At 71.5% G+C, this 25953-nt stretch carries 25 protein-coding genes; 11 read left to right on the forward strand and 14 right to left on the reverse strand.

Annotation, left to right across the window (positions count from 1 at the left end):
• Positions 1-17: 17 nt before the first annotated feature.
• The 4 genes from ACIA5G_RS17120 to ACIA5G_RS17135 all read right to left on the reverse strand — a co-directional run bounded on the left by ACIA5G_RS17120 (position 18) and on the right by ACIA5G_RS17135 (position 4043).
• Positions 18-536, reverse strand: coding sequence for a permease-like cell division protein FtsX (locus ACIA5G_RS17120; RefSeq protein ID WP_395924020.1), 519 nt, complete (start codon positions 534-536; stop codon positions 18-20).
• Positions 537-685: 149 nt separating this feature from the next.
• Positions 686-1810, reverse strand: coding sequence for a sensor histidine kinase (locus ACIA5G_RS17125; RefSeq protein ID WP_395924022.1), 1125 nt, complete (start codon positions 1808-1810; stop codon positions 686-688).
• Positions 1807-2484: a response regulator transcription factor gene (locus ACIA5G_RS17130; RefSeq protein WP_169734892.1), complete on the reverse strand. Its 678-nt coding sequence runs from the start codon at positions 2482-2484 to the stop codon at positions 1807-1809. Before ACIA5G_RS17130 ends, ACIA5G_RS17125 begins: the two co-directional genes overlap by 4 nt.
• A gap of 35 nt (positions 2485-2519) precedes the next feature.
• Positions 2520-4043: a PucR family transcriptional regulator gene (locus tag ACIA5G_RS17135; protein WP_395924025.1), complete on the reverse strand. Its 1524-nt coding sequence runs from the start codon at positions 4041-4043 to the stop codon at positions 2520-2522.
• Positions 4044-4150: 107 nt separating this feature from the next.
• Between ACIA5G_RS17135 and ACIA5G_RS17140 the strand changes: the two genes are divergently transcribed.
• Genes ACIA5G_RS17140 through ACIA5G_RS17160 form a run of 5 tightly spaced genes read left to right on the forward strand, consistent with a single transcriptional unit; the run spans position 4151 to position 10982 of the window.
• On the forward strand, positions 4151-5596 hold the full coding sequence (locus ACIA5G_RS17140; RefSeq protein WP_395924027.1) for a sodium:solute symporter: 1446 nt from the start codon (positions 4151-4153) through the stop codon (positions 5594-5596).
• The gene (gene speB, locus ACIA5G_RS17145; RefSeq protein WP_395924029.1) at positions 5589-6533 is read left to right on the forward strand and encodes an agmatinase; all 945 of its coding nucleotides are present in this window, start codon (positions 5589-5591) and stop codon (positions 6531-6533) included. The genes ACIA5G_RS17140 and speB overlap by 8 nt, the downstream gene beginning before the upstream one ends.
• The gene (locus tag ACIA5G_RS17150; protein ID WP_395924031.1) at positions 6530-8185 is read left to right on the forward strand and encodes a thiamine pyrophosphate-binding protein; all 1656 of its coding nucleotides are present in this window, start codon (positions 6530-6532) and stop codon (positions 8183-8185) included. Before speB ends, ACIA5G_RS17150 begins: the two co-directional genes overlap by 4 nt.
• Positions 8182-9534, forward strand: coding sequence for an aminobutyraldehyde dehydrogenase (locus ACIA5G_RS17155; protein ID WP_395924033.1), 1353 nt, complete (start codon positions 8182-8184; stop codon positions 9532-9534). The genes ACIA5G_RS17150 and ACIA5G_RS17155 overlap by 4 nt, the downstream gene beginning before the upstream one ends.
• The gene (locus tag ACIA5G_RS17160; RefSeq protein WP_395924035.1) at positions 9531-10982 is read left to right on the forward strand and encodes a purine-cytosine permease family protein; all 1452 of its coding nucleotides are present in this window, start codon (positions 9531-9533) and stop codon (positions 10980-10982) included. Before ACIA5G_RS17155 ends, ACIA5G_RS17160 begins: the two co-directional genes overlap by 4 nt.
• Before the next feature lie 3 nt (positions 10983-10985).
• On the opposite strand, the gene ACIA5G_RS17165 is transcribed toward ACIA5G_RS17160, so the two are convergent.
• The 3 genes from ACIA5G_RS17165 to dxs all read right to left on the reverse strand — a co-directional run bounded on the left by ACIA5G_RS17165 (position 10986) and on the right by dxs (position 14547).
• Positions 10986-11279 (reverse strand): hypothetical protein, encoded by a 294-nt coding sequence (locus ACIA5G_RS17165; RefSeq protein WP_395924037.1) that lies wholly within the window; start codon positions 11277-11279, stop codon positions 10986-10988.
• 105 nt (positions 11280-11384) lie between these two features.
• Positions 11385-12398, reverse strand: a complete 1014-nt coding sequence (locus tag ACIA5G_RS17170) for a LacI family DNA-binding transcriptional regulator (protein ID WP_395924039.1) — start codon at positions 12396-12398, stop codon at positions 11385-11387.
• Between the two features lie 232 nt (positions 12399-12630).
• Entirely contained in the window at positions 12631-14547 is a 1917-nt protein-coding gene (dxs, locus tag ACIA5G_RS17175) for a 1-deoxy-D-xylulose-5-phosphate synthase (RefSeq protein ID WP_395924041.1), read from the reverse strand.
• A 185-nt stretch (positions 14548-14732) separates the two neighbouring features.
• Between dxs and ACIA5G_RS17180 the strand changes: the two genes are divergently transcribed.
• Both ACIA5G_RS17180 and ACIA5G_RS17185 read left to right on the forward strand, forming a co-directional pair.
• Complete coding sequence (locus ACIA5G_RS17180; protein WP_395924043.1) at positions 14733-16202, forward strand: aldehyde dehydrogenase family protein; 1470 nt, start codon at positions 14733-14735, stop codon at positions 16200-16202.
• 85 nt (positions 16203-16287) lie between these two features.
• Positions 16288-16722, forward strand: coding sequence for a hypothetical protein (locus ACIA5G_RS17185; protein WP_395924045.1), 435 nt, complete (start codon positions 16288-16290; stop codon positions 16720-16722).
• 216 nt (positions 16723-16938) lie between these two features.
• On the opposite strand, the gene ACIA5G_RS17190 is transcribed toward ACIA5G_RS17185, so the two are convergent.
• Positions 16939-18126: a class I SAM-dependent RNA methyltransferase gene (locus ACIA5G_RS17190; RefSeq protein WP_395924047.1), complete on the reverse strand. Its 1188-nt coding sequence runs from the start codon at positions 18124-18126 to the stop codon at positions 16939-16941.
• Positions 18123-20162 carry an APC family permease gene (locus tag ACIA5G_RS17195; RefSeq protein WP_395924049.1) on the reverse strand — a complete coding sequence of 680 codons (2040 nt, stop codon included), beginning with the start codon at positions 20160-20162 and terminating at the stop codon, positions 18123-18125. Before ACIA5G_RS17195 ends, ACIA5G_RS17190 begins: the two co-directional genes overlap by 4 nt.
• A gap of 93 nt (positions 20163-20255) precedes the next feature.
• On the opposite strand from ACIA5G_RS17195, the gene ACIA5G_RS17200 reads away from it, so the two are divergent.
• Both ACIA5G_RS17200 and ACIA5G_RS17205 read left to right on the forward strand, forming a co-directional pair.
• The gene (locus tag ACIA5G_RS17200) at positions 20256-20921 is read left to right on the forward strand and encodes a potassium channel family protein (protein WP_395924051.1); all 666 of its coding nucleotides are present in this window, start codon (positions 20256-20258) and stop codon (positions 20919-20921) included.
• Positions 20921-21577 carry a potassium channel family protein gene (locus ACIA5G_RS17205; protein WP_395924053.1) on the forward strand — a complete coding sequence of 219 codons (657 nt, stop codon included), beginning with the start codon at positions 20921-20923 and terminating at the stop codon, positions 21575-21577. Before ACIA5G_RS17200 ends, ACIA5G_RS17205 begins: the two co-directional genes overlap by 1 nt.
• Positions 21578-21626: 49 nt before the next feature.
• On the opposite strand, the gene ACIA5G_RS17210 is transcribed toward ACIA5G_RS17205, so the two are convergent.
• Both ACIA5G_RS17210 and ACIA5G_RS17215 read right to left on the reverse strand, forming a co-directional pair.
• On the reverse strand, positions 21627-22352 hold the full coding sequence (locus tag ACIA5G_RS17210; RefSeq protein ID WP_395924055.1) for a DUF3159 domain-containing protein: 726 nt from the start codon (positions 22350-22352) through the stop codon (positions 21627-21629).
• A 9-nt stretch (positions 22353-22361) separates the two neighbouring features.
• Positions 22362-22742, reverse strand: coding sequence for an OB-fold nucleic acid binding domain-containing protein (locus ACIA5G_RS17215; RefSeq protein ID WP_072480405.1), 381 nt, complete (start codon positions 22740-22742; stop codon positions 22362-22364).
• Between the two features lie 136 nt (positions 22743-22878).
• Between ACIA5G_RS17215 and ACIA5G_RS17220 the strand changes: the two genes are divergently transcribed.
• Complete coding sequence (locus ACIA5G_RS17220; RefSeq protein WP_395924927.1) at positions 22879-23562, forward strand: alpha/beta fold hydrolase; 684 nt, start codon at positions 22879-22881, stop codon at positions 23560-23562.
• Between the two features lie 57 nt (positions 23563-23619).
• Here ACIA5G_RS17220 and ACIA5G_RS17225 read toward each other — a convergent pair whose 3' ends face one another.
• Positions 23620-24282 carry a DUF3710 domain-containing protein gene (locus ACIA5G_RS17225; RefSeq protein WP_395924058.1) on the reverse strand — a complete coding sequence of 221 codons (663 nt, stop codon included), beginning with the start codon at positions 24280-24282 and terminating at the stop codon, positions 23620-23622.
• Positions 24282-24785, reverse strand: a complete 504-nt coding sequence (gene dut, locus ACIA5G_RS17230; RefSeq protein WP_395924060.1) for a dUTP diphosphatase — start codon at positions 24783-24785, stop codon at positions 24282-24284. Before dut ends, ACIA5G_RS17225 begins: the two co-directional genes overlap by 1 nt.
• Before the next feature lie 24 nt (positions 24786-24809).
• Between dut and ACIA5G_RS17235 the strand changes: the two genes are divergently transcribed.
• Positions 24810-25292, forward strand: coding sequence for a DUF3093 domain-containing protein (locus tag ACIA5G_RS17235; protein ID WP_395924062.1), 483 nt, complete (start codon positions 24810-24812; stop codon positions 25290-25292).
• A gap of 135 nt (positions 25293-25427) precedes the next feature.
• Here the strand turns inward: ACIA5G_RS17235 and ACIA5G_RS17240 are convergent, their stop codons facing one another.
• Positions 25428-25736: a DUF4193 domain-containing protein gene (locus ACIA5G_RS17240; protein ID WP_086676737.1), complete on the reverse strand. Its 309-nt coding sequence runs from the start codon at positions 25734-25736 to the stop codon at positions 25428-25430.
• Between the last annotated feature and the right edge of the window lie 217 nt (positions 25737-25953).

The following is a 25953-nucleotide window of genomic DNA, read 5'->3' on the forward strand; positions in this document are numbered from 1 at the left end:
CTGCGCCCTTCACGGCTTCAGTACTCGCCCTCGCGAGGGCACCGCGGCGGCGGCGCGGTGGGCTTCAGCTGGTCGATCGTCGCGTTCAGGTCGGTGACGGTCACCCGGTCGGCGTGCGGGAAACGGGCGTGCAGCTCCTGGGCCCACGCCTTGAGGTCCGTGCCGGGCACGGCGATCAGCGACACCGACGCCGGCAACGCGTCGGGCGAGGTGAGCTGCAGCAGCTCCTTCTGGTCCTTGAAGACTTCCTTGAACTTCGTGTACGCCTCGGCCTTGGTCTGGACGAACACCCGCCGCGCCTTCGGGTCGTCGTGGAAGGTGCCGGCCACCTGCCGCATCTCTTCGTCGGTGGTGAAGGACACCATCACGCCCGCGCAGACGGTGTGCCCGTCCAGCGGCGCCGGGTTCGTGTCCACCGGCAGGTCGGGCGGCCGCACCAGCGCCGCGACGAGGAAGGCGAGCCCGACGCCGGCGGCCGCGGCCAGCACGACCACGGGCACCAGGACGCGGATCAGCGACCGCGGTTTTTCTTCCACCGCGAGATCACAGCACAACCCGCGGTCGCCGGCTGCCGGAACACCCGGTCGGCGCAACACCGGACGAGGCATCACCCGTGTTCGAAGAGGCATCACCGTGATGCCCGCGCAGTCACGCGTGATGCCCGCCGGATCACGCGTGATGCCGTTCAGCGCACCGGCAGGTGCACCGTCACCCCGAGGCCGCCGCCGACGATCGGCTCCGCCGAGACGGTGCCGCCGTGGGCCTGGACCGCCGCGCGGACGATCGACAGCCCGAGTCCCGCGCCCGAGCGGGCCGTGCGGGCCACGCCCGCCCGGCGGAACGGCTCGAACAGCTCGGCCACCGTCGCCGGGTCCACCAGCCCGCCGGACGAGCGCACTCGCAGCGTCGACCACTGCGGCCCGGGCTGGGTGAGGACGTCGAGCCAGCCGCCCTCGACGTTGTGGCGCACCGCGTTCTCCAGCAGGTTGCCCGCGATGCGCTCCAGCAGCGCGGGATCGCCGAACGCCGGCGCGGGGGCCATCGTGAACGAAGCGCGGATCCCGCGCTGCTCGGCTTCCAGGCGCGTCGCGCGCCAGGCCCGGTCGACAACCGCCGCCAGGTCGACCGGCTCGCGCACGCCGAGCCCGGCGCCGTCGGTGCGGGCCAGCAGCAGCAACGAGTTGACCAGCTGCCCGGCGCGCTCGGTGGCGTCGCGGACCACGCCGCCCATCCGGCGCAGCTCGGCCTCGTCGGCCTCGTCGTCGGCGAGGGTGACGTCCAGCTCGGTGCGGATCACCGACAACGGCGTCCGCAGCTCGTGGCTCGCGTTCGCGACGAAGTGGCGTTGCGCCTCGAACGCGGCCTGGAGCCGGTCGAGCATGTCGTCGAACGTGCCGGCCAGCTCGGCGAGCTCGTCGCGGGAGCGGACCCCGCCGATCCGCTCCCCCATCGACTCGATCGACAGCCGCCGCGCGGTCCCGGTGATCTCGCGCAGCGGCAGCAGCACCCGCGAGGTGAACGTCCACGCGAGGATCGCCGCGGCCGCCACCACGAGCAGGAACGAGATCGACCCGAACAGCAGCATCCGGTCGCGGGCGTGCACCCGCAGGTGCTCGGCGAGCGTGGACGCGTCGACCTCGACGCCGTCTACGACCACCGTGCTGCCCGGCGGCATCTGCGGGACGGCGTCGAGCGAATCCCGCACCAGCGTCCAGGCCAGCCAGAGCAGCAGCAGGCTGACCGCGGCGACCAGCACGGTCGCCAGGAGGGTGATCCGGGCGCGGAGGCTGCGGGTGCCCGGCAGGTTCACGCGCGCGGCGCGCCGGGCTCCGGCACCCGGTATCCGGACCCGACGACGGTCTCGATGATCCCCGGCTCGCCGAGCTTCTTGCGCAACGTCATCACGGTGACCCGGACGGTCGTGGTGAACGGGTCGGCGTTCTCGTCCCACACCCGCTCGAGCAGCTCCTCGCTGCTGACCACCGAACCGGCGGCCGACAGCAGCACCTCGAGCACGCCGAACTCCTTGCGGGTCAGCTCGACCGGCCCGCTGGCGCGGCGCACGGTGCGCTTCGCCGGGTCCAGTTCGACGTCACCCGCGGTCAGCAGCGGCGGCGCGGCCGGGGTGGCCCGGCGGCCCAGCGCCCGCACCCTCGCGACCAGCTCGGGGAAGGCGAACGGCTTCGCGAGGTAGTCGTCGGCACCCAGCGACAGCCCGTCCACGCGGTCCGACACCGAACTGCTCGCGGTCAGCATCAGCACCCGGGTCAGCTCCCCGGACGCGACGATCTCGCGGCACAGCTCGTCCCCGGACATCCCGGGCAGGTCCCGATCCAGCAACACGACGTCGTACCGCGTGACGGCGGCCTTCTCGTGCCCGTCGTCACCCGTGAGCGCGACGTCCACCGCCATGCCCTCGCGGCGCAGGCCACGGGCGATCGCGTCGGCCAGGGGTTCTTCGTCCTCGACTACCAAAACTCGCACGCCATCACAATCCCATATTTTCCTGAGAGTGCCCTTTAAGGACTGTGTGCGTCCGGTGAGGCCCACCGCAGCGCGAACCACAGCCGCATCCGGACCTCCGGATCGGCCAGATCCACCGCCAGCGCCCGCTCGACCTGCGCGATCCGGTGCCGGACGCTGTTGCGGTGCACGTCCAGCTCCGCCGCCGTCGGTTCCCAGCCGCCGTGGTGGGCCAGCCACGTCCTCAGCGTCCGGACCAGCTCCCGGTCACCCGCGCGGTCCAGCGCGAGAAGCGGTTCGAGGGCCTTCGCCGCGAACTCCCGGGACGCGCCGGGCGTCACCACGGCGTCGAAGTCGAGCGGACCACCACCGGCCTGGACCGGCCGGCCCAACGCCTGGGCCCGCGAAAGCAGCAGCTCGACCTCGGCCAGGCCGTCGGCCAGCCGCTCGGCGGCGACCGGCGAGCCCACCGCCGTCAGCCACCCGGCCGAGCGCAGGTCCTCCAGCAGCTCGGGTGAGGGCGGCGCACCCGCGATCGCCACGAACGACGGCCCCGGTCGCACCTCCACCAGCGGTGTGTCGAGGCGAGCGCGCAGCCAGTCCGGGCGCTGCGCCACCTCGTCGGGGCCACGGCGGTGCGGCGTCCCGGCGACCAGCCGGCCGGTTCCCGAGCCGAGCAGGGCCCGGGCCACCCCGCGCGCCGACGTCCGGCCGAGCAGCAGGCCGGTGGCCGCCGCGCCCAGTTCCGCGGCGTCCGAGCCGGCCCGGCCGACCAGGCCGAGCAGCGCCGCGCCGACGGCGAGGATGGCCCGGTCGGCGCCGTCGAACCGCCGGTCGCGCCCGACGACCACCAGGTGCGACGCCGTCGCCTGCGGGTACACCGGCTGGACCACGACGAACCCGCCGCCGACCTCGGTGGTGGCGCTGCGGATCCCGCTGCCCGCCCGGACGGTCGCCACCAGCTCGCGCACCTCCGGCGGCAGCGGGGCGGGCGCGTCGTGCGCCGACGCCAAAACGTCGCCGGCCCCGACCAGCGCGACCCAGGACCGCAGCCGTGCCGCCAGCGACGAGGTCAGCTCGCCCAGGCCGCCGCCCGCGGCCCGCGTCAGCGCCTCGCGCGCCGCCGTGATGCGCCGCTGCTCCCGCTGGCCGGCCTCGCTCAGCGCGACCGACACCGCCCGGTTGACCGCCAGGAACGGCGTCCGCCGCGGCACGACCAGCAGCGGCAGCCCGTGCCGCGCACACGCCGCGCGCAGGTCCTCCGGCAGCGTCTCCGAGACCGACGGCGTCAGGCCGAACCCGAGCGCGGTCACCCCGGCCTCCCGCAGCCGGCGCACGTACCGCTCGACCTCGCCGGGCCCGGTCGGCAGGTTCACCCCGGCGGTGAGGATCAGCTCGGCGCCCAGCAGGTACGGCGCGGGATCCCGCAGCTCACTGACGTGGGCCCAGCGCACCGGGGCGTCCAGCGCGCCCGGCCGCAGCGTCTCGCGGACGACGTCCAGAGCCAGCTCCCGGTTGCCGACAACCGCCCGTAACGGCACCGTCACCTCAGTGGACGGCGGATCCAGGTTCTGGGTCATTTCATCCTCGCGAGCGTTGACAATGGGATCGATCATCCCATGCTCGCCGGCCCGCGACCGAACCTACGGTGACCCGAACACCACCGGCATTACGCAAGGAGGACACCGTGACCGGGGACTACGTGGTCATCGCCCTGTACATCGCGGGCATGCTCGGGGTCGGCTGGTACGGCCTCCGGCTCGCGAAGACGAAGTCCGACTACCTGGTCGCCGGGCGGCGGCTGGGCTGGTTCATGTACTCCGGCACGATGTCGGCCGTCGTGCTCGGCGGCGCGTCCACCGTCGGCGGGGTGAAGCTCGGCTACACCTACGGCATCTCCGGCGCCTGGCTGGTGCTCACCATCGGCGTCGGGATCCTGGTGCTGCACGCGGTGTTCGCGCGCCGGCTGGTCCGGCTCAAGGTCTACACCGTCGGCGAGATGCTCGACCTGCGGTACGGCGGCCGCACCAGCAAGGTGTCCGGTGTTGTCATGTGGGGCTACACGCTGATGCTCACGGTCACCTCGACGCTGGCGTTCGCGACCATCTTCAAGGTGCTGTTCGCCCTGCCGAACTGGGCGGGGATCGCGATCGGCGGCTCGATCGTGGTGCTCTACTCGGTGCTCGGCGGCATGTGGTCGATCACGCTCACCGACATCGCCCAGTTCGTCATCAAGACCATCGGCATCCTGGCGATCCTGCTGCCGGTCGCGATCAGCTCCGCCGGCGGGTTCTCCGGCATGAGCGAGAAGCTGGACGCGAGCTTCTTCAGCTTCACCTCGATCGGCACCGACACGATCATCACCTACTTCGTCATCTACACCTTCGGCCTGCTGATCGGCCAGGACATCTGGCAGCGCGTGTTCACCGCCCGCACGCCGGGCATCGCGACGTCCGGCGGCATCACCTCCGGCGTCTACTGCCTGGTCTACGGCGTGGCCGGCGCGCTGATCGGGATGGCGGCCCGCGCGCTCTACCCGGACCTCGGCAGCGCGCAGGACGCCTTCGCGACGATCGTCGAACGCCTGCTGCCGACCGGGGTCCGCGGCCTGGTGCTGGCCGCCGCGCTGTCGGCGATGATGTCGACCGCGAGCGGCGCGCTGATCGCCTGCTCCACCACCACGACGACGGACCTGCTGACCAAGCTGGGCCTGAAGAAGGGCGGCGAGGTCAGCCGCAACCGCGTCACCACGCTGGTGCTCGGGCTGGTCGCGATCGGCATCGCGATGATCGTCGACGACGTGGTCAACGCGCTCACCATCGCCTACGACATCCTGGTCGGCGGCCTGCTGGTGGCGATCATCGGCGCGCTGTTCTGGAAGCGCGGCACCCGCCAGGGCGCCTACGCGTCGATGATCGCCGGCACGGTCTTCGTGGTCGCCTTCATGATCATCGACGGTGTCGACGCCAACACGCCGATCTACTGGGGCCTGGGTGCGAGCCTGGTGGTCTACCTGGCCGTCAGCTTCGCCACGCCCCGCACGGCCGACTCGATCCTCACCGTCTGGACCCGCCGCCTCAACGGCGAAGACACCCACCTCTCGACCCGGGAACAGGAGCCCAGCAGTGCCTAACATCGGACCGCTCGATTCGTCGCGGATCCCCCGCTACGCCGGCTTCGCGACCTTCGCGCGGCTGCCTCGGATCGACCAGGTCACCCACGCCGACGTCGCCGTTGTCGGGGTGCCCTTCGACTCCGGGGTCTCCTACCGCCCCGGCGCCCGGTTCGGCCCGGCTGCCGTCCGCGAGGCGAGCCGGCTGCTGCGTCCGTACCACCCGGAGCTGGACGTCTCGCCGTTCGCCGAGCGGCAGGTGGTGGACGCCGGTGACGTCGCGGTCAACCCGTTCAACATCGGCGAAGCCATCGAGACGCTGCAGCAGGAAGCCGAAGCGCTGACAGCGAACGGGACGCGGCTGGTGACCGTCGGCGGTGACCACACCATCGCGCTGCCGCTGCTGCGGGCCGCGGCCAAGAAGCACGGACCCGTTGCGCTGCTGCACTTCGACGCGCACCTCGACACCTGGGACACCTACTTCGGCGAGCCGTACACCCACGGCACCCCGTTCCGGCGGGCGTCCGAGGAGGGCATCCTCGACACGAGCGCGCTCTCGCACGTCGGCACACGCGGGCCGCTGTACGGCAAACGGGACCTCGAAGAGGACCGCCGGCTCGGCTTCGGCATCGTGACTTCGGGCGACGTGATGCGCCGGGGTGTCACCGAGACCGTGGACGCGCTGCGGCAGCGGATCGGCGACCGGCCGCTGTACGTCTCCGTCGACATCGACGTCCTGGATCCGGCTCATGCCCCTGGTACCGGCACACCGGAAGCGGGCGGGATGACCAGCCGCGAGCTGCTGGAGATCCTGCGCGGGCTGCGCGACCTCAACCTGGTCGGCGCGGACGTCGTCGAGCTCGCCCCCGCCTACGACCACGCCGAGATCACCGCCATCGCGGCCTCCCACGTCGCCTACGACCTGGTGAGCCTGCTGACCTTGGGGAAGAGCGCATGACCGACACCGAACGCATCGGCGGCGATGTTGTCGTCGAGACCCTCCGAGCCCTGGGCGCCGATACCGTGTTCGGCCTGCCGGGGCAGCACGCGTTGGGCCTGTTCGAGGCCCTGCGGCGTGCCGCCGACCTGCGCGTGATCAGCGGACGTGTCGAGAACAACCTCGCCTTCGCCGCCGACGGGCACGCCCGCGCGCGGCTCGCGGCGAACCCGGACGGCCCGGTCCCGGTGACCCCGCTCGTGGTCTCCACCGGCCCTGGTGCGCTGCTGACGCTGGCTTCCCTGCAGGAATCCCGGGCTGCCTCGGTGCCGGTGCTCGGGATCTCCAGCCAGATCCCGGTGGCCGGGCTCGGCGGCGGCCGCCACGGGTACCTGCACGAACTGCCGGACCAGCAGGCGAGCTTCCGCGACGTCGTGAAGTCGGTGCACGTCGTGCGCCGCGCGAGCCAGATCCCGACCGCGCTGCGCGAAGCCTGGACGTCGGCGTCGACCGCGCCTTATGGGCCGGTGTGGGTGGAGATCCCCCAGGACGTGCTGCTCGGCCCGGCCGGGGTCCCGCCGATCACGTCGGTGTCGGCCGCGCCTGCTCCCCTGGCCCCGCTGCCCGAACTGGTCACCGCGGCGGCCGATTTGCTGGCCGCGGCGTCGAATCCGGTGATCCTGGCCGGCGGCGGCGCGTTGCGGTCCGGTTCGCACGCCGAGTTGACGGCGCTCGCCGAGGCCCTGCGCGCGCCCGTGCTGTCCACCTTCGGCGGCAAGGGGGTCTTCGGCTGGGACCACGAGCTGTCCGGGCAGTCGTGGCTGGAGGACTGGCACAGCACGGAGTTCCTGGCGGACGCCGACGTCCTGCTCGTGCTCGGCTCCGGGCTCGGCGAGCTGTCCAGCAACTACCGCGAGTTCGCCCCGCGCGGCCGCGTCATCCAGGTCGAGGCCGACCTGGGCAAGCTCGAGTCGAACTACCCGGGCCTGGGCATCCACGCCGACGTCCGGCTCACCCTGCAGGCGCTGCTGGAGTGGGTGCCGATGCGGCGCACGGACGGTCGCGCGGAAGCGGCGGTCGCCGGGCTTCTGGAGCGCGTGAAGTCGCGTTTGGACGGTCAGGATCTGGCCCTGGAGCGCAAGCTCGTCGACGACGTCCGCGCCGCCGTCCCCGAGGGCACCCAGACGTTCTGGGACATGACGATCGCCGCGTACTGGGCCTGGTCGGCGTGGAACCCCGAAGGCGCGCCGATCCACACCGCCCAGGGCGCGGGCGGCCTCGGTTACGGCCTGCCCGGCGCACTCGGCGGCGCGGCCGCCACCGGCGGGCCCACCCTGGCCGTGTCCGGCGACGGTGGCGCGATGTACGGCGTCGCCGAGCTGGCCACCGCGGTGCAGCACGAACTGAACGTCACCTGGCTGATCGTCGACGACGGCGGTTACGGCATCCTCCGCGAGTACCTCACCGGCGCCTTCGGCCGGTCGACGGCCACCGAGCTGGCCCGGCCGGACTTCGTCGCTTTGGCAGAGTCGTTCGGGATCTCGGCAAAACTGTCTACTTTGGACACTGTCGGCGCCGACCTCGCCGAGGCACTGCGCACACCCGGGCCGTCCGTCGTGGTCCTCCCCGCCCTGCTGAAGATGTTCGAGCCGACCCACCTGGAGAAGTCATGACACTCGATCTGACCAACCCGGCGACAGGCGAAGTGTTCGGCACCAGCCCGATCGCCACACAGTCCGATGTGGACAACGCGCTGGCCGGCGCCGCACAGGCGTTCAAGGTCTGGCGGCGGAGCACCCCGGCGCAGCGGCAGCTGGCGCTGCTGAAGATCGCCGACGCCCTGGAGGCGCACGCGGAGGAGTTCGCCGACCTGGAGGTCCGCGAGACCGGCAAGATCCGGTCCGTCGTGCTGGAGGAGGAGATCCCGGAGTGCGTCAGCGCGCTGCGGTTCTTCGCCGGGGCCGCGCGGCAGCTCGAGGGCACCGCGGCCGGGGAGTACACCCCGGGCCACACGTCCGTGATCCGCCGCGAGCCGATCGGCGTCTGCGCGCAGATCGCGCCGTGGAACTACCCGCTGATGATGGCGATCTGGAAGATCGCGCCGGCGCTGGCCGCGGGCAACACCGTGGTGCTCAAGCCGGCCGAGACCACCCCGTCGACCGCGGTCCGGCTGGCCGAGATCGCCGCGGAGTTCCTGCCCGAAGGCGCTTTCACCGTCCTGACCGGTGACCGGGACACCGGCCGCGCGCTGGTCAAGCACCCGACCACCGACCTGGTGTCGATCACCGGGTCGACGCGCGCGGGCATCGACGTCGCGACGGTGGCCGCCGCCGACCTCAAGCGCACCCACCTGGAGCTGGGCGGTAACGCGCCACTGCTGGTGTTCCCGGACGTCGACCTCGCTGCGACGGCGGAGGGCATCGTCGGCGCCGCCTTCTACAACGCGGGGCAGGACTGCACCGCGGGCAGCCGGGTGCTGGTGCACACGTCGATCCACGACGACTTCGTCGCGGAGCTGACCAAGGCCGCCGCCGCTCAGACGCCGGGTGTCGACTTCGGCCCGCTCAACAGCGCGGCGCAGCTCGCGCGTGTCCAGGGTCTGATCGAGCGGCTCCCGGACCACGCGCGGATCGAGACCGGCGGCACGGCGTTCGGCGACCGCGGGTTCTCCTTCTCCCCCACCGTGATTTCCGGGCTGCGCCAGGACGACGAGATCGTCCAGGAAGAGATCTTCGGGCCCGTCATCACCGTCCAGTCCTTTTCGGACGAAGACGAAGGTGTCGCGCTGGCCAACGGCGTCCCGTACGGGCTGGCGTCGTCGGTCTGGACGCGCGACCTCACGATCGCCGCGCGGGTCTCGGCCGAGCTGGACTTCGGCTGCGTGTGGGTCAACACGCACGGGCCGCTGGTCGCCGAGATGCCGCACGGCGGGTTCGGCCACTCCGGGCACGGCAAGGACCTGTCGGCGTACGCCTTCGCCGAGTACACCCGCGTCAAGCACGTGATGACGAGGTTCGCATGAGCGACAAGATCACCGAGGTCGAGCGGCGCGGGATCGCGCCGATCCCGCCGGCGGAACAGACTTCGCGCCCGCGTGACCTGTTCCGGATGGCGTTCGGCGGCGCGAACACGTTCGCCACGATCATCCTCGGCACCCTGCCGATCGCGTACGGCCTGAGCTTCCGCGACGCGGCTTTGGCAACCACGCTCGGCGTGGTCGTCGGCGGGCTGGTGCTGGCGCCGATGGCGTTGTTCGGGCCGCGCACCCGGACCAACAACGCGGTGTCGTCCGGCGCGCACTTCGGGGTCGTCGGCCGATGTGTCGGGTCGTTCCTGTCGCTGCTGACGGCGATCACGTTCTTCGCGATCTCGGTCTGGGTCAGCGGCGACGCCGTCGCCGGCGCGGCGCAACGGCTCTTCGGCTTCAACGGCGGCGCGGCGCTGCGGGCGGTCGCGTACGGCCTGATCGCGATCGCGACGCTCGTCGTCTGCATCTACGGTTACCGGTTCATGCTGCTGGTCAACCGGGTCGCGGTGGTGCTCGGCACGGCGATCATGCTGCTCGGGATCATCGCGTACGGCGGTTCGTTCGACCCGGGTTACGCGGGCACCGGCACGTACGCGCTGGGCACGTTCTGGCCGACGTTCACCCTGGCGGCCCTGACCGCGCTGGCCAACCCGATCTCGTTCGGCGCATTCCTCGGCGACTGGTCCCGCTACATCCCTTCTTCGTTCAGCAAACGCTCCCTGCTGGCGGCGCCGTTCCTCGCACAGGTGGCAACGCTGCTGCCGTTCGGCTTCGGCATCACGACGGCAACGCTGGTGGCGAACCCGGCCGACTACATCACCGGCCTGACCGCGATGTCCCCGCTCTGGTACGCGATCCCGCTGATCGTGGTGGCCCTGATCGGCGGCCTGTCGACCGGGACGACGTCGTTGTACGGGACGGGCCTGGACTTCAGCTCGATCTTCCCGCGGCTCTCGCGGGTACAGGCGACGCTGCTGATCGGCACGCTGAGCGTGGTGTTCATCTTCGTCGGCAACTTCGTGCTGGACATGGTGTCGAGCATCAACACGTTCGCCACGCTGATCGTGCTGTGCACATCCCCGTGGATGGTGATCATGATGATCGGCTTCCTCCAGCGCCGCGGGTTCTACGACGTGGCGGACCTGCAGGTCTTCAACGAAGGCCGCCGAGGCGGGCGATACTGGTTTGCCCGCGGGGTGAACTGGCGCGCGATGGCGGCGTGGATCCCGGCGACGACGCTGGGCTTGCTGTGCACGAACACGCCGATGATCGCGGGTCCGCTGCGGGATGTCGCGGGCGGTGTGGACGTCAGTCTGCTGGTCACTTTGGTGACGGCGGCAGTGGCTTATCCGGTGCTGGTGAAGCTGTTCCCGGAGCCGCCGGAGGTCTTCGCCTCCATGCCGGCGCCGGAAACCGTCCTCACGGTGCCTGCCGAGGCCTGATCGCTAAGGGCGCCGGCCGACATCACGGCGCTCGGCACCGGTTCGCTGCACGGGCAGCACCGGTGGATCCGGCGGTGCGGCAGCCGTCCCCAGGGCGTCGAGGATTGTGCGCGTCCACTGGATGTAGCGGTCGCTCCTGGCTTTCGCCTGACACCGCATCGACGGTACGAAGGGGGAAACGACGATTGCCGGGACTTCGCAGGCCACCACGAGGATCAGCGGAACGAACGCCAGCATGACCGCTAGCCAGCGAGCCGCCTGTCCCGGCGAACGACACGGAACCAGCAGAAAAGGCATAGGAGCCTCCTGACGAACAACGCACGAACGATCGGGCGGCACGATCGCCTGATCGTCGCGCCCACCTCTTCCCGAAACCGGCGTGATCCCCTGACCGGCCTTTGGTCACGGACCGCCCGAACAACCGCACGACTCCCGCAGCACGAGCTCCGTCGCGAACACCCGGGGCGGGACCTCCGCCGCCGGCGCGCCGTCGATCCGGGTCTTGAGCCTGCCGAACGCCTCCTCGGCCAGCGCCTCCAGCGGCTGTTGGACCGTGCTCAGCGACGGGACGCTGAACGGTCCCCGGTGAATTCCGTCGAAGCCCATCAGCGCGAGTGCCTCGGGAACGTGGAGTCCGCGATCCACCGCGGCACGGATGGCTCCCAGCGCCTGCTCATCACTGGTGGCGAAGATCGCGTCCGGCGGCTCGTCGGAAGCCAGGATCCGCGCGGCGGCACGGTAGCCGTCCTCCAGCCGGAAACCACCGTAGGTCAACCACATCGCACCCGGGTCGACTCCGTGGTCCGCCAAGCATCGCCGCCACCCGGACACCCGGGCGTGGATGGTGTGGGCGGTCTCCGGCCCGGCAAGGCACGCGACTCGCTTTCTGCCGTGGCCGAGGAGGTGCTCGGTAGCTTCGTAAGCGCCACCTTCGTTGTCCACCGTCACCTGGACGACGTGCTCGTCGGCCAAGCCGCGATCGAGGATCACGAAGGGAATCGTCCCCTGCGCGAGCTCCGCCGACACCACCGTCGAACCCGGGACCGGAGCCACGATCAGCCCGTCGACCTGACGGTCGAGCAGGGTTCTCACGTACTTGGCCTCGCGGTCCAGGTTCTCCATCGCGTTGCCGAGCAACGTCGTGTAGCCCGCGTCGAACGCCACGTTTTCGATGGCCCTGGCCAAGTATCCGTAGAACTCGTGCGACGAGTCCGGGGTGACCAGGCCGATGGTCATCGTTCGGTTCAGCCGCAGCGAACGCGCGAGAGTGTTGGCCCGGTAGCCCAGCTCGCGGATCGCTTCTTCCACGCGAGCCCGGGTGGCCGGCGCGACGTTGCGCGGTCCGTCGTTGAGGACGTAGCTCACGACTGCCTCGGACGTGCCGGCCTTGCGAGCGACGTCCCGGCGGGTCACCATCGGTCCCACCTCCGGTCATCTACTCGAAGCGTCTACTCGAGTTGTCTACTCGAGTTGTCTACTCGAGTTGTCTACTCGAGTTGTCTACTCGAGTTGCAAACGGTACGCCGCCTCCGTCCTTGATCGGAAGGGGTCGCAGTAACCCCTCGGTCACGCTTGGTGGCCACGACACCGGGTCCCGGAACGCAAAGCGGCCCCGGGGAGAGTTCCCCGGGGCCGCTTTGCGGCTTGCTCAGCTGCGGTTAGCGTCCTTCTCTTCAGCCGCCGGCTCCGAAACCGAGCCCAGCCGGGAAGCCCACTCCGTCACCCGGCGAGCCACGTCCTGAGCCGTCAGCCCGATACGCCCCAGGACCTCGTCCCGGCTCCCGAGCTCGTGGAACGTCTGCGGCACCGCCAGATCCCGCAGCGGCACGTCGCACTCGGCGTCGCGGAACATCGCCGCCAGCGCCGAGCCGAAGCCGCCGTGGCGGCCGCTGTCCTCGACCGTCACCACCAGCTTGTGCTGCGACGCCAGCGCGACCAGCTCGGCCGGCACCGGCAGCACCCAGCGCGGGTCGACGACCGTCACGCCGATGCCCTGATCGGCCAGCCGGTCGGCCGCGGCCAGGCCCAGGGTCGCGAACGCGCCGACCGTCACCAGCAGCACGTCGGCACCTTCGACCGGGCGGCGCAGCACGTCGACCGTGCCGATCCGCTCGACGGCGGTGACGTCGGTGCCGACCTTGCCCTTCGAGAACCGCAGCGCGGTCGGCCCGTCGGACACCGCGACGGCCTCTCGCAGCTCTTCGCGCAGCGTCGCGGGGTCACGCGGGGCGGCGACGCGCATGCCCGGCACCATGCCGAGCAGCGAAAGGTCCCACATGCCGTGGTGGCTCGGCCCGTCCGGCCCGGTGATGCCGGCGCGGTCCAGCACCAGCGTCACCGGCTGGCGGTGCAGCGCGACGTCCATCAGCACCTGGTCGAACGCGCGGTTGAGGAACGTCGAGTAGATCGCGACGACCGGGTGCAGCCCGCCCATCGCGAGCCCGGCGGCCGAGGTGACCGCGTGCTGCTCGGCGATGCCGACGTCGTACCAGCGGTCCGGGAACGCTTCGGCGAACTTGTCCAGCCCGGTCGAGCGCAGCATCGCCGCGGTGATCGCGACGACGTCCTCGCGGTCGGCGCCGATCTTCGCCAGCTCGTCGCCGAACACGCCGGTCCAGCTCGGGCCCTTCACCGGCGGCAGGCCGGTCTCCGGGTCGATCGGGTCGGTCTGGTGCATCTGGTCGTGCTCGTTGTTGACCGCGGGCGCGTACCCGTGGCCCTTCTCGGTCACCACGTGCACGATCACCGCGCCGCCGAACGCCTTCGCGCTGTGCAGGGCCTTCTCCAGCGCCACCTGGTCGTGGCCGTCGACCGGGCCGAGGTACTTCAGGCCGAGGTCGGAGAACATCGCCTGCGGGCTCAGCGCGTCCTTCAGCCCGGCCTTCGCGGCGTGCAGCGCGGCGTAGATCGGCCGGCCGACGACCGGGGTGTGCCGGAGGATCTCGCGGCCGCCGTCGAGCAGCCGCTCGTAGCCCGGCTGCAGGCGCAGCGCGGCGAGGTGGTCGGCCACCCCGCCGATGGTCGGCGAGTACGACCGGCCGTTGTCGTTGATGACGATGACGACCGGGCGGTCGCGGTGCGCGGCGATGTTGTTGAGCGCCTCCCAGCACATGCCGCCGGTGAGCGCGCCGTCCCCGACGACGGCGACCGCGTGCCGCCCGCCGCCGTCCAGCGCGAACGCCTTCGCCAGGCCGTCCACATAGGACAGTCCGGACGACGCGTGGCTGCTCTCCACCCAGTCGTGCTCGCTCTCCGCGCGCGACGGGTAACCGGTGACCCCGCCGGTCTGGCGCAGCCGGTCGAAACCGTCGGCCCGGCCGGTGACGATCTTGTGCACGTACGCCTGGTGCCCGACGTCCCAGACGAGCGCGTCGCGCGGCGAGTCGAAGACCCGGTGCAGCGCGAGGGTCAGCTCGACGACGCCGAGGTTCGGCCCCAGGTGCCCGCCCGCGCGGCGGACCTTGTCGACGAGGAAGTCCCGGATCTCGGCAGCCAGTTCGCCGAGGTCCTCGACACTCATGCGCTTCAGGTCCGCCGGTCCGCTCAGGGACTCCAGCATCGTCACCCGTCTCCACCTCACTTGCTCGACCCGCCCACGTTCCGGCCAGTCTACGGAGACCCGCCAGTGCGGTTCCGCCCGCCGCGTCCGGCGTCACAGCCGGAGCGCGACCGCTCTTCATCACGCGGGGTGAACCTCGTCTCCCCATCGCGCTGTGGCGGTCACGCGGTGTGGCCGTGAGAATGGTCGGCATGGCGGATTTCTTCATCGGTGGCGAATGGGTCGACGCGACAGGAAGCGCACGACGGGAGATCCGCTGCCCCGCCGACGGCTCCCTGGTGGCGTCGGTCGCCGAGGGAACCGCCAAGGACACCGAGGCCGCCATCGCCGCGGCGCGGCGGGCGTTCGACACCGGCCCGTGGCCCGGCACGGCCGCGCACCTGCGCGGTGACCTGCTGCTGCGCACCGCGGAACTGCTCGACCGCGACGCCGAGGCGTTCGCCCGCGCCGAGTCGCTCGACACCGGCAAGCGCCTGGTCGAGAGCCGCTACGACATGGCCGACATCGCCGCCTGCCTGCGCTACTTCGGCAAGCTCGCGGCGCAGGAGGCCGGCCGCGTCGTCGACACCGGCAACCCGGACGCCTTCAGCCGCATCGTGCACGAGCCGGTCGGCGTCTGCGGGCTGATCACGCCGTGGAACTACCCGCTGCTGCAGACCGTGTGGAAGATCGCACCGGCGCTGGCCGCGGGCAACACGTTCGTCCTCAAGCCCAGCGAGCTGACCCCGCACACGGCGATCCTGTTCATGAAGCTGCTGACCGAGGCGGGCCTGCCGCCCGGCGTCGCGAACCTGGTGCTGGGCGCGGGCGCCGAGGTCGGCGCGCCGCTGGCCGAGCACCCGGACGTCGACCTGGTGTCGTTCACCGGCGGGCTGGCGACCGGCCGGACGATCGCCGCCGCGGCCGCCGGCACGGTCAAGAAAGTGGCCCTCGAACTGGGCGGTAAGAACCCGAACGTGGTCTTCGCCGACGCCGACTTCGAGACGGCGGTCGACTACGCGCTGACCGCGGTGTTCCTGCACTCCGGCCAGGTGTGCTCGGCGGGCACGCGGCTGATCGTGCAGCGCGAGTGGCACGAGGAGTTCGTCGCCGAGCTGGTGCGCCGGGCCGAGCGGATCCGCCTCGGCGGGCCGTTCGACCCCCGCGCCGAGACCGGGCCGCTGATCTCGGCGGCGCACCGGGCGAAGATCGAGGCCTACGTCGCGGCCGCACTGGCCGAGGGCGCGGTGCTCCGGACCGGCGGGCGGCGGCCGGAGGACCCGTCGCTGGCCGACGGCTTCTACTACCTCCCGACCATCCTCGACCAGGTGAAACAGGGGTCGACGGCGGTGGTCGAGGAGTCGTTCGGGCCGGTGCTGACGGTCGAGACGTTCACCGACGAGGACGACGCCGTCCGCATCGCCAACGACACCCACTACGGCCTGGCCGGCGCGGTGTTCACCCAGGACGCCGCGCGGGCGCAGCGCGTCGCCAACCGGCTGCGGCACGGCACGGTGTGGATCAACGACTTCCACCCGTACCTCCCGCAGGCCGAGTGGGGCGGGTACAAGCAGTCCGGGTTCGGCCGCGAGCTGGGCCCGACGGGGCTGGCCGAGTACACCGAGACGAAGCACATCTACCAGAACCTGCGCCCGGCGCCGCAGCGCTGGTTCGCCGGCTGAGCCCGTCCCTCGATCGGGATCGACCGAACGGCCCAACGCGGAAAAGGTGATCGGAAAGCCGTTTCCCGCGCTTTATGCTGCCTGCGTGACGCAGTTTCGAGGGCCGCGAGCCGTGGTGGTGGCCGCGGCCGGGCTCGGGGTGATCGCGGGTCTCACGCTGCGCACGGCCGACTACCCGGGGCTGCTGCCCCCTGGCACCCCCGACCCGGAAATGGCCCTGGGCCTGCGCCTGGTCTGCGCGGCGGCGGTGCTGCTGGCGGCCACCTTGACGTACCTGACGTTCGCCCGCCGCCAGGACGAGCCCCTGGCGCTGGCGTGCCTGCCCGGTTTGGTGGTGACGGGCGTGGTGCTGCGGCACCTGGTGGTGACCCTCCCGGGAGTGACACGCATCCAGCCGGCGGCCCGCATCGTGCCGGGAGCCGGGGCGTGGGTGCTGCTGGCCTCGGGAGTGGCGATGACGGCAACCGGCCTGGCGGCGGCGTTCGCGGCACGCCGAGCTCGACCGGCCGGCGCGGACTGATCTCGGCTCGCACAGCTCGACGCCGATTCCACGAGTGGTCACGGACGGCGCGAAAGGCGGTTCGGCCCCGCAGGAAGCCAATTCCGTCGCGGTCTCGCCGGGCCAGTTCCACCCAGGCTCGGCGCTCGGACTCGCCGATTCACCATCTCGGCGGCCCGGTCGAAGTCGTCCAAAGCAGTCACCCGCACAGTGTGACCCGCACCACCGACAAAAAACTCAGGACAGCAGCGCCACGCACTCCACGTGGTGCGTCATCGGGAAGGCGTCGAACGCCCGCAGGTCCGTCAGCGCGTACCCGTGCGCGCCGAAGAACGCCACGTCGCGGGCCAGCGCCGCCGGGTCGCACGCCACGTACACGATGCGGTCCGGCTGGCCGGCCACGATCGACTCGACCACCGCCTTGCCCGCGCCCTTGCGGGGCGGGTCCAGGACGACCACGTCGACCGGCTTGGGCGCCGATGCCAGCACGTCCTCGACGCGCCCGGCCTGCCAGGACACCTGCGGCAGGTCCGCCAGGTTCTTCTCGCCGTCGGCGACCGCGCGCCGCCCGGACTCGATGGCCAGGACCCGGCCCGTGGTGCCGACCTGGCCGGCCAGGACCGACGCGAACAGCCCGACCCCGGCGTAGAGGTCCCAGGCCGAGCCGCCCTCGGGCGCCTCCGCCCACTTCGCCACGACGCCGGCCAGCGTCGACGCCGCCGCCGGGTGGACCTGCCAGAAGCCGTGCGCGTCGAGGCGCCAGTCGCGGCCGGCCGCGTGCTGCACGGCCACTCCGCCGGCCAGCTGCCGGGCCCGGACCTTGCCGCGCACCGTCGACAGCTCCCGCACGTGGACACCGCCGTCACCGTCGCTGGTGACCTCCACCTCGCTGCCCGGCCGCCAGCGCCGCGCGAGGACGTCGTCGAGCGCCCCGGGCACCGCGATCGGGCAGTCTTCGAGGGCCACCACGCGGTGGCTGTGGTGGGCACGCAGGCCCGCGCGCCCGTCGCGCCCGGCGACCAGCCGGACGCGGCTGCGCCAGTCGAGCGGCCCGCCGTCGAGAGCTTCGACGACAACCTCGCGCTCGATCCCGGCCAGCCGCGAAAGCTGCTCCGCGACCACCGCCGCCTTCAACGAACGCTGATAGTCAGGCGACGCGTGCTGCCAGTCGCAGCCGCCGCACGCACCGGGCGCGGCGAGCGGGCACGGCGGTGTGACGCGTTCCGGCGACGCCGAAAGCACCTCCACCGCGTCGCCGCGGCAGAACGAACCGCCGTTGTCTTCGGTGACTTCGACGCGGACCTGCTCACCCGGCAGCGCGTGCCGGACGAACACGACCCGGCCTTCCGCACGGGCCACACAATGGCCACCGTGGGCCACCGCGCCGACCTCGACCTCGAGGACCCGGCCCAGCCAGCTCGTCATTCTGCGGGCTCCTTGGGTTTCGGCGCGGGGGTGACGGGCGGGGTGCCGTTGGGTGAGAAACCACGCCGGACGTCGCCGGCCGCCGGCCGCTCGTTCCGGACGCGTGCGGCCGCCTTGGCCGACGATTCCAGCTGCCACGGCACGCTGGCCACGATCACGCCCGGCTGGAACAGCAGGCGGCCCTTGAGCCGCAGCGCGCTCTGGTTGTGCAGCACCTGCTCCCACCAGTGCCCGACCACGTACTCCGGGATGAACACCGTGACCACGTTGCGCGGGTTGTCCCCGCGCACGCGCTTCACGTAGTCGAGCACCGGCTTCGTGATTTCGCGGTAGGGCGACTCGACCACCTTCAGCGGCACCTTGAACTTGTGCGCGTCCCACTCGACGGTGAGCCGGCGGGTGTCCGCGTCGTCCACATTGACCGTCACGGCCTCGAGCACGTCCGGGCGCATCGCCTTGGCGTAGGCCAGCGCGCGCAGCGTCGGCCGGTGCAGTTTGGACACCAGCACGATCGCGTGGTTGCGCGACGGCAGCACGGTCGGGGTGTCGCCCAGGTCCTTCAGCTCGTCGGCGACGCGGTCGTAGTGCTTCCGGATCGCGGTCATCAGCACGAAGATCGCCACCATCGCGGCGATCGCGATCCACGCGCCGAGCAGGAACTTGGTGATCAGCACGATCACCAGCACGGTGCCGGTCATGGTCAGGCCGATCGCGTTCACCGTCTGGGAGCGCCGCATCCGGCGCCGCACGCCCGGGTCGCTTTCCCTGGCCAGCAACCGGTTCCAGTGCCGGATCATGCCGGCCTGGCTCACCGTGAACGACACGAACACACCCACGATGTACAGCTGGATCAGCCGGGTCACCTCGGCGTCGAACGCGATGATCAGCACCAGCGCGAAGGCCGACAGGAACAGGATCCCGTTGGAGAAGGCCAGCCGGTCGCCGCGGGTGTGCAGCTGCCGCGGCAGGTAGCGGTCCTGCGCCAGGATCGAGCCGAGCACCGGGAAGCCGTTGAACGCGGTGTTCGCGGCCAGCAGCAGGATGATGCCGGTGGAGAAGGAGACGTAGTAGAACGCCGGCGGGAAGTCGGCGAACACCGCGTGCGCGATCTGCGCGACGATCGTCTTCTGCTCGTAGCCGGCGGGCGCGCCGACGAGCTGCTCGGCCGGGTCCTCGGCGAACTTCACGTCGGTGATCGTGGCGAGGGTGATGATGCCGACGAGCATGGTGACCGCGAGCAGGCCCATCATCAGCAGCGTGGTCGCGGCGTTCTTCGACTTGGGTTTCTGGAACGCCGGCACGCCGTTGCTGATCGCCTCGACCCCGGTCAGGGCCGCGGCCCCGGAGGAAAACGCCCGCAGCACCAGGAACGCGTAGGCCACTCCCGCGAAGGTCCCCTCGGCGTTCAGCGTGAACCCGGCGCTCTCGGCCTTCATCTCGTTACCGGTGGCCGCCTGGACCAGCCCCCACACGACCATGACCAGAATGCCGATGATGAAGCCGTATGTCGGGATCGCGAAGGCCTTCCCCGACTCCCGGATGCCCCTCAGGTTCAACGCGGTCAGCACCGCCACGATCACGATGGACGCCAGCACCTTGTGCTGCGCCACCCAGGGCACGGCCGACCCGATGTTGGCCACACCGGACGAAGTGGACACTGCGACGGTCAGCACGTAGTCGACGAGCAGCGCGCTCGCGACGGTCAGCCCGAACTTGCCGCCCAGGTTCGTGTTGGCGACCTCGTAGTCACCGCCGCCGCTCGGGTAGGCGTGCACGTTCTGCCGGTAGGAGGCGACGACGACGAGCATGACCAGCGCGACGGCGATGCCGATCCACGGCGCCAGCGCGTACGCGGACAGGCCCGCGACGCTCAGCGTCAGGAAGATCTCTTCGGGCGCGTACGCCACGCTCGAGAGCGCGTCGGACGCGAAAATCGGCAGCGCGATGCGCTTCGGCAGGAGCGTGTGGGCCAGCCGGTCACTTCGGAAGGGACGTCCGAGGACCAGCCGTTTCAGCACGGTCGGGAACTTCGACACCACGAAAGACTAACCGGCCGGGCGCACGGTAGGTTCGGCGCTGGCATGTCGGGGTAGGAACGGACGGGTAACCGCCGAACGAGGAGGCAGGGCGTGCACGTGGTGATCATGGGATGCGGCCGGGTAGGCGCGTCCCTGGCCGCTGCGCTGGAGCGGCTCGGCCACGAGGTGGCCGTCATCGACAAGAGCCAGCAGGCGTTCCGGCGGCTCGGCAGCGACTTCCACGGCCAGCAGGTCGTCGGGGTCGGGTTCGACCGCAAGGTGCTGATCGAAGCGGGCATCGAGCGGGCCGGCGCGTTCGCCGCGGTCTCCAGCGGCGACAACTCGAACATCATCTCCGCGCGGGTCGCCCGCGAGAACTTCGGCATCGAGCACGTCGTCGCGCGGATCTACGACCACAAGCGCGCGGCCGTGTACGAGCGGCTGGGCATCCCGACGGTGGCGACCGTGCCGTGGACCACCGACCGGTTCCTGCGCACCCTGCTGCCGGACGGCGTCGCGTCGGCGTGGCGGGACCCGTCGGGCAATGTCGCGCTGCTGCAGCTGCCGCTGCACGAGGGCTGGGTCGGGCACTCCGTCCGGTCCCTGCAGGAGGCCAGCGGCGCGCGGGTGGCGTTCATCATGCGCTTCGGCACCGCCGTGCTGCCGGACACCAAGACCGTGCTCCAGGCCGAGGACGACGTGTGGGTGGCCGCGCGCTCGGGCACCGTCAGCGACGTCACGAGCGTGGCGCAGCGCGAACCGGAGGACGAGGACTGATGCGGGTCGCGATTGCCGGGGCGGGCGCCGTCGGCCGTTCCATCGCCGCCGAGCTGATCGACGGCAGGCACCAGGTGATGCTCATCGAGCGGGAGGCCGACCAGTTCGAGCCGCACACCGTCGAGGAGGCCGACTGGGTGCTGGGTGACGCCTGCGAGGTGTCGACCCTGGAGGAGTCCGGGATCGAGCAGTGCGACGTCGTCATCGCCGCCACCGGCGACGACAAGGCGAACCTCGTGGTCTCGCTGCTGGCCAAGACGGAGTTCGCGGTCCGGCGCGTCGTGGCGCGGGTCAACAACCCGGCCAACGAGTGGCTGTTCACCGACGCCTGGGGTGTCGACGTCGCCGTCTCGACCCCGCGGATGCTCGCGGCGATGGTCGAGGAGGCGGTCAGCGTCGGCGACCTGGTGCGGCTGATGACGTTCCGGCAGAGCAACGCGAACCTCGTCGAGCTCACCCTGCCGGCAGAGACCCCGCTGGCCGGCAAGCCGGTGAGCGCCGTCCAGCTCCCCCGCGACGCGGCCCTGGTGACCATCCTGCGCGGCGACCGCGTGATCGTGCCGCAGCCGGAGGACCCCCTGGAGCCGGGCGACGAGCTGCTGTTCGTGGCCACCGCGGACGTCGAACCGGAGATCCGGACGGCCCTGGGTTACTGACGCTCACGAGAAAGGCCCCCGACGAGCGTCGGGGGCCTTTCTCGTGGACTCAGGCTTCGGGGGCTGCGTACTTTTCGCGCAGCCGGGCTTCGACCTCGGCGTCGGTCTCCGGCTTCGGCTCGTCCTCGGCCAGGGCTTTCAGCCGCTTGTCCGAGCGCCGGACCGCCCAGACGACCACCAGCAGGCCCAGCGCGTAGAGCGGGTAGCCCATGGCGATCTTCGCGAAGGCCAGCCAGCCGGTGTAGTCCTCCTGGTAGAGCCACCGCTGCACGACGAACCGGGCGGCGAAGATCAGCGCCATGGCCAGCGTGGCGACGTCGTAGCCGTAGCGGGACGGCTTGTCCTTGCGCCACGCCTGGCCGGTGCCGTTGAGCATGTTCCAGACGACACCCGCGATCGGCCGGCGGACCACCACGGACAGCACGAAGATGCCGCAGTAGACCAGGCTGGCGTAGATCCCGAAGAGGAAGAACCCCTTCGCCGACCCCGTCCGGTAGGCGATGAACGCGGCGATCGCGACGCCGAAGAACCCGGAGATCGCCGGCTGCAGCGGCTCCTTGCGGACCACTCGCAGCACGGTGATGGCCACCGCGCTGCCGATCGAGGTCCAGATGGCCGCGGTCAGCCCGAAGAACGAGTTGGCCAGCACGAACACGATCACCGGCAGCGAGGAGTAGATCAGGCCGGACACGCCGCCCATCTGCTCCAGCAGGGTCGGCTGCGGCTCGTCTTCGCCGCTGTCGGTCTTCTTCTCGCTCGGGGCGGGATCAGTCACGATAGGTGATCAACTCACTGGGCTCTGGAGCTCGTAATAGGGGTTGTACAGCACCTTCTGGCCGTCACGCTCGGCCATCCGGCCGCGCACCTTGATCGTCCGGCCAGGCTCGATGCCCGGGATCCGGCGGCGGCCGAGCCAGATTAGCGTCACGCCCTGTGTCCCGTCGAACAGCTCCGCCTCCAGCGTGGCGGCCTCGTTCGTCGGGCAGAGCTCCACGCTGCGGAGTCTCCCCATCACGGTGACCTCTTCGCCGGAACGGCAGTCACAGGCCCGCTGCGCGCCCTCGGCGCCGGACCTCATCGACATCTCGTCGGCGTCGAGCTCATCGACGTCGCTGGTCAGCTTGCGTACCAACCGGCTGAAGTAGCCGCCGTCTTTGGCGGACATAGGTGCTCCTGTGCTCCGGGGCCCGGCGACAAACTGCTTGCGGCCCGTGCGATTCCAGCGTACTGCGGTCCCCGCCAGGGAAACGCCTTTGCGCAAAGATCGCAACGTGACGTCCGCAATCAAGGTTCCCGCCGCGGTGCTCCTGCCCGGCACCGGCTCGGACGAGGTGTTCGTCCGGGCGGTCTTCGCCGGCCCTCTGCGCGCCCTCGGTGTCCCGCTCATCGCGCCACCGCCGCCGGCCGGTGCGGCCCTCGCCGACGGCTACCTGGCGACCCTGGACGCGCTGGCGGACGAATACGGCGAACTGCTCGTCGGCGGCATTTCGTTCGGCGCGCACCTGGCCGCGGAGTGGGCGGTGCGCAACCCGGGCCGTTGCGGGGGCCTGCTGGCCGCGCTCCCGGCCTGGAACGGCGTCCCCGGCTCAGCACCCGCGTCGCTGGCCGCGACGCTGTCCGCGGATCTGGTGGCCGGTTCCGGGGTGGACGCGGCCCTGGCGCAGACCGCGGGCAGCCCGGACTGGCTGCGGGCGGAGCTGGACCGGGCGTGGCGGCGCCACGGCGACGGGCTCGCGGCCGGTCTGCGGGTCGCGGCCAGCCGCCCGGCGCCGACCCTGGACGAGCTGGCGGCGCTGGCCGTCCCGGCCGGGATCGGCACCTGCACCGACGACCCGATCCACCCGACGAAAGTCGCATCGGAGTGGGCCGCGGCACTCCCCCGCGCGGCCCTCGGCGAGACGACGCTCACGGCGCTGGGTGCCGAGCGCGAGTCCCTGGGCCGCGCGACGGTCCTGGCCTACCTCCGGGCGGCGCAAAAACCGTGAAGGGCACCTTCAGGGCGTCTCAAGCCGTGAAGGTGCCCTTCAGGACATCGGGTGGGGTCAGCCCTGCTCCTGCTGCGCCGCGATGTGCTCCGCGACGGCTTCCGGCAGCGTGATGGTCAGCGGGGTGCGGACCGGCATCGGCGCGTCGCCGCGGTCGACGATCGTCCGGCGGACGATCCCCCGCAGCACCTCCACCGCCGCCGCGGCCTCCGACTGCGGCCCGGCGATGACGCCGCGCAGCATCCAGCGCGGCCGGTCGATGCCGACGAAGCGCAGCGAGACGTCGCCGACGATGGCCGAGATCTCCAGGCCCCACACACCGCGGCCGATGTTGACCTTGGCGCCGTCGGCCCGCAGCTGCTCGGCCAGCTCGGTGCTGACCTCCCGCCAGAGCCCGCCCGTGCGCGGCGCGGCGTAGGCGCTGACCGTGATCTGGCCCTGCTCGGTGACGACGTGCACGGCACGCACGCCCCCGGTCTCCGGGTCCATCTCGACCTGCACCTGGGAGCCGTCCGGCACCGGCACCTTCACCGAGCCGAGGTCGATCCGCGGGACGCCGTCGTCCTCGAAGTCCGCGACGTCGAACGGCCCGTCGGACACGTCCGACAGCTCGTCCTCCTCGTCGTACGCCTCGTCCTCGATCGTGTCGTCGGCCTCGGGCGCGCCGTGCCTTCCGCCGGACCCGCCCTCGGTCCGCCGCTTGCGTCCGAAAATCCCCACTACTTCTCCGTTCCTTCCCCAGCCCCGGCGCTCGCGGCGAGCGCGTCTGCTCCCAGTGTGGCGTGTCCGCCCGTGGAGCCGTAGCCGCCGGCACCCCGTTCGGTGGCGTCGAGCTCGGCGACCTCGACGAACTCGGCGACCTCGACCCGCTGCACGACCAGCTGGGCGATGCGGTCGCCGCGCGTGAGCTTCACCGGGTGCACCGGGTCGTGGTTGATCAGGCAGACCTTGATCTCCCCGCGGTACCCCGCGTCGATCGTGCCCGGCGTGTTCACCACCGAGAGGCCGACCCGGGCGGCCAGGCCCGACCGCGGGTGGACGAACCCCGCGTAACCCGGGGGGAGCGCGATCGCGACGCCGGTGCCGACCACCCCGCGTTCCCCGGGCTCGAGGACGATATCCGAGGTGGTGACGAGATCGGCGCCCGCGTCGCCCGGTCGGGCGTAGGCGGGCAGCGGGACATCCGGGTCGAGCCGGGAGAGGAGTACCTGAACGCTGGACACGGGCGGCGAGATTACTCTCTACCCGTGGGTGAATCAGCGAAGACGGCCGCGAGCGCCGCGGTCCGGCACTCCGAGCGGCTCTACGTCCCGTGGTGGGGCTGGCCGCTGCCGGTGCTGGGCGCGATCCTGCTGGCCGCCGAGATCGACCTCGGGTACCCGGGGATCCGGGCGTGGCTGCCGTACGTGATCGCGCTGCCGGTCGTCGTGGCGCTGCTGCTGTCACTCGGCCGGTCGAAGGTCCGGGTCACCGGCGGTGACGAGCCGGAGCTGTGGGTCGGCGACGCGCACCTGCCGCTGCGCTACGTCGGCGAGGTGGAGATCTTCGACAAGGAAGCCAAGCGCAAGGCCCTCGGCCGTGACGGCGACCCCGCCGCCTTCGTGCTGCACCGCGGCTGGGTCGGCCCGGTCGTCCGGATCCGGCTCACCGACGCCGAGGACCCGACGCCGTACTGGCTGTTCAGCACCCGGCACCCCGAGCGGGTCGCCGAGCTGCTCAAGGGCGCCTGAGCCAGGACATGGGAAGGGGGCCGGCCTGCCCGGCCGGCCCCCTTGTCCCCAGCGCGCTTCGAGCCCTCCCCTGTCCCTCAGGGCCCTCCGTCGCGTCTGTTCGTCCCCTGAACCCTGGTCGAGATCCCGCGCGTGTCAGGCGCAGTCGCGGCAGATCAGGCGTCCGCCGCTCTCCTCGGCCAGCCGGCTGCGGTGGTGCACCAGGAAGCACACGGAGCAGGTGAACTCGTCCGCCTGCTTCGGCACCACCTTCACGGTCATGTCCTCACCGGAAAGCCCGGAGAGGTCGGCACCCGGCAGCTCGAAGTTCTCGGCGGTCGCGTCCTCGTCGACGTCGACGACGCCGGACTGGTTCTCGTTCCGCCGGGCCTTGAGCTCCTCCAACGAGTCTTCGGCCAGCTCGTCGGCTTCGCTGCGGCGCGGAGCGTCGTAGTCGGTAGCCATGTGTCCCTCACCCCTGCGATCAGCTTGTGTAGTCGTTTTCCCGGACCCCCGGGTGCGCCCGAAAGTCCGCCGTGCCGCTGGTCAACGTTCCAGGGCCGCTGTTTGTGCCCGACGGCCGAAGTGACCGAGGTCTCTTCTTTTGCGCCTCTTCCTGCGGCCGGAGCCCGGGAAGGGTAGCTCACCGCCCCGCGCGTTCTGCAACGAGTCAGACATTGCC

Source organism: Amycolatopsis sp. NPDC051758, assembly GCF_044453095.1.
Lineage (GTDB): Bacteria > Actinomycetota > Actinomycetes > Mycobacteriales > Pseudonocardiaceae > Amycolatopsis.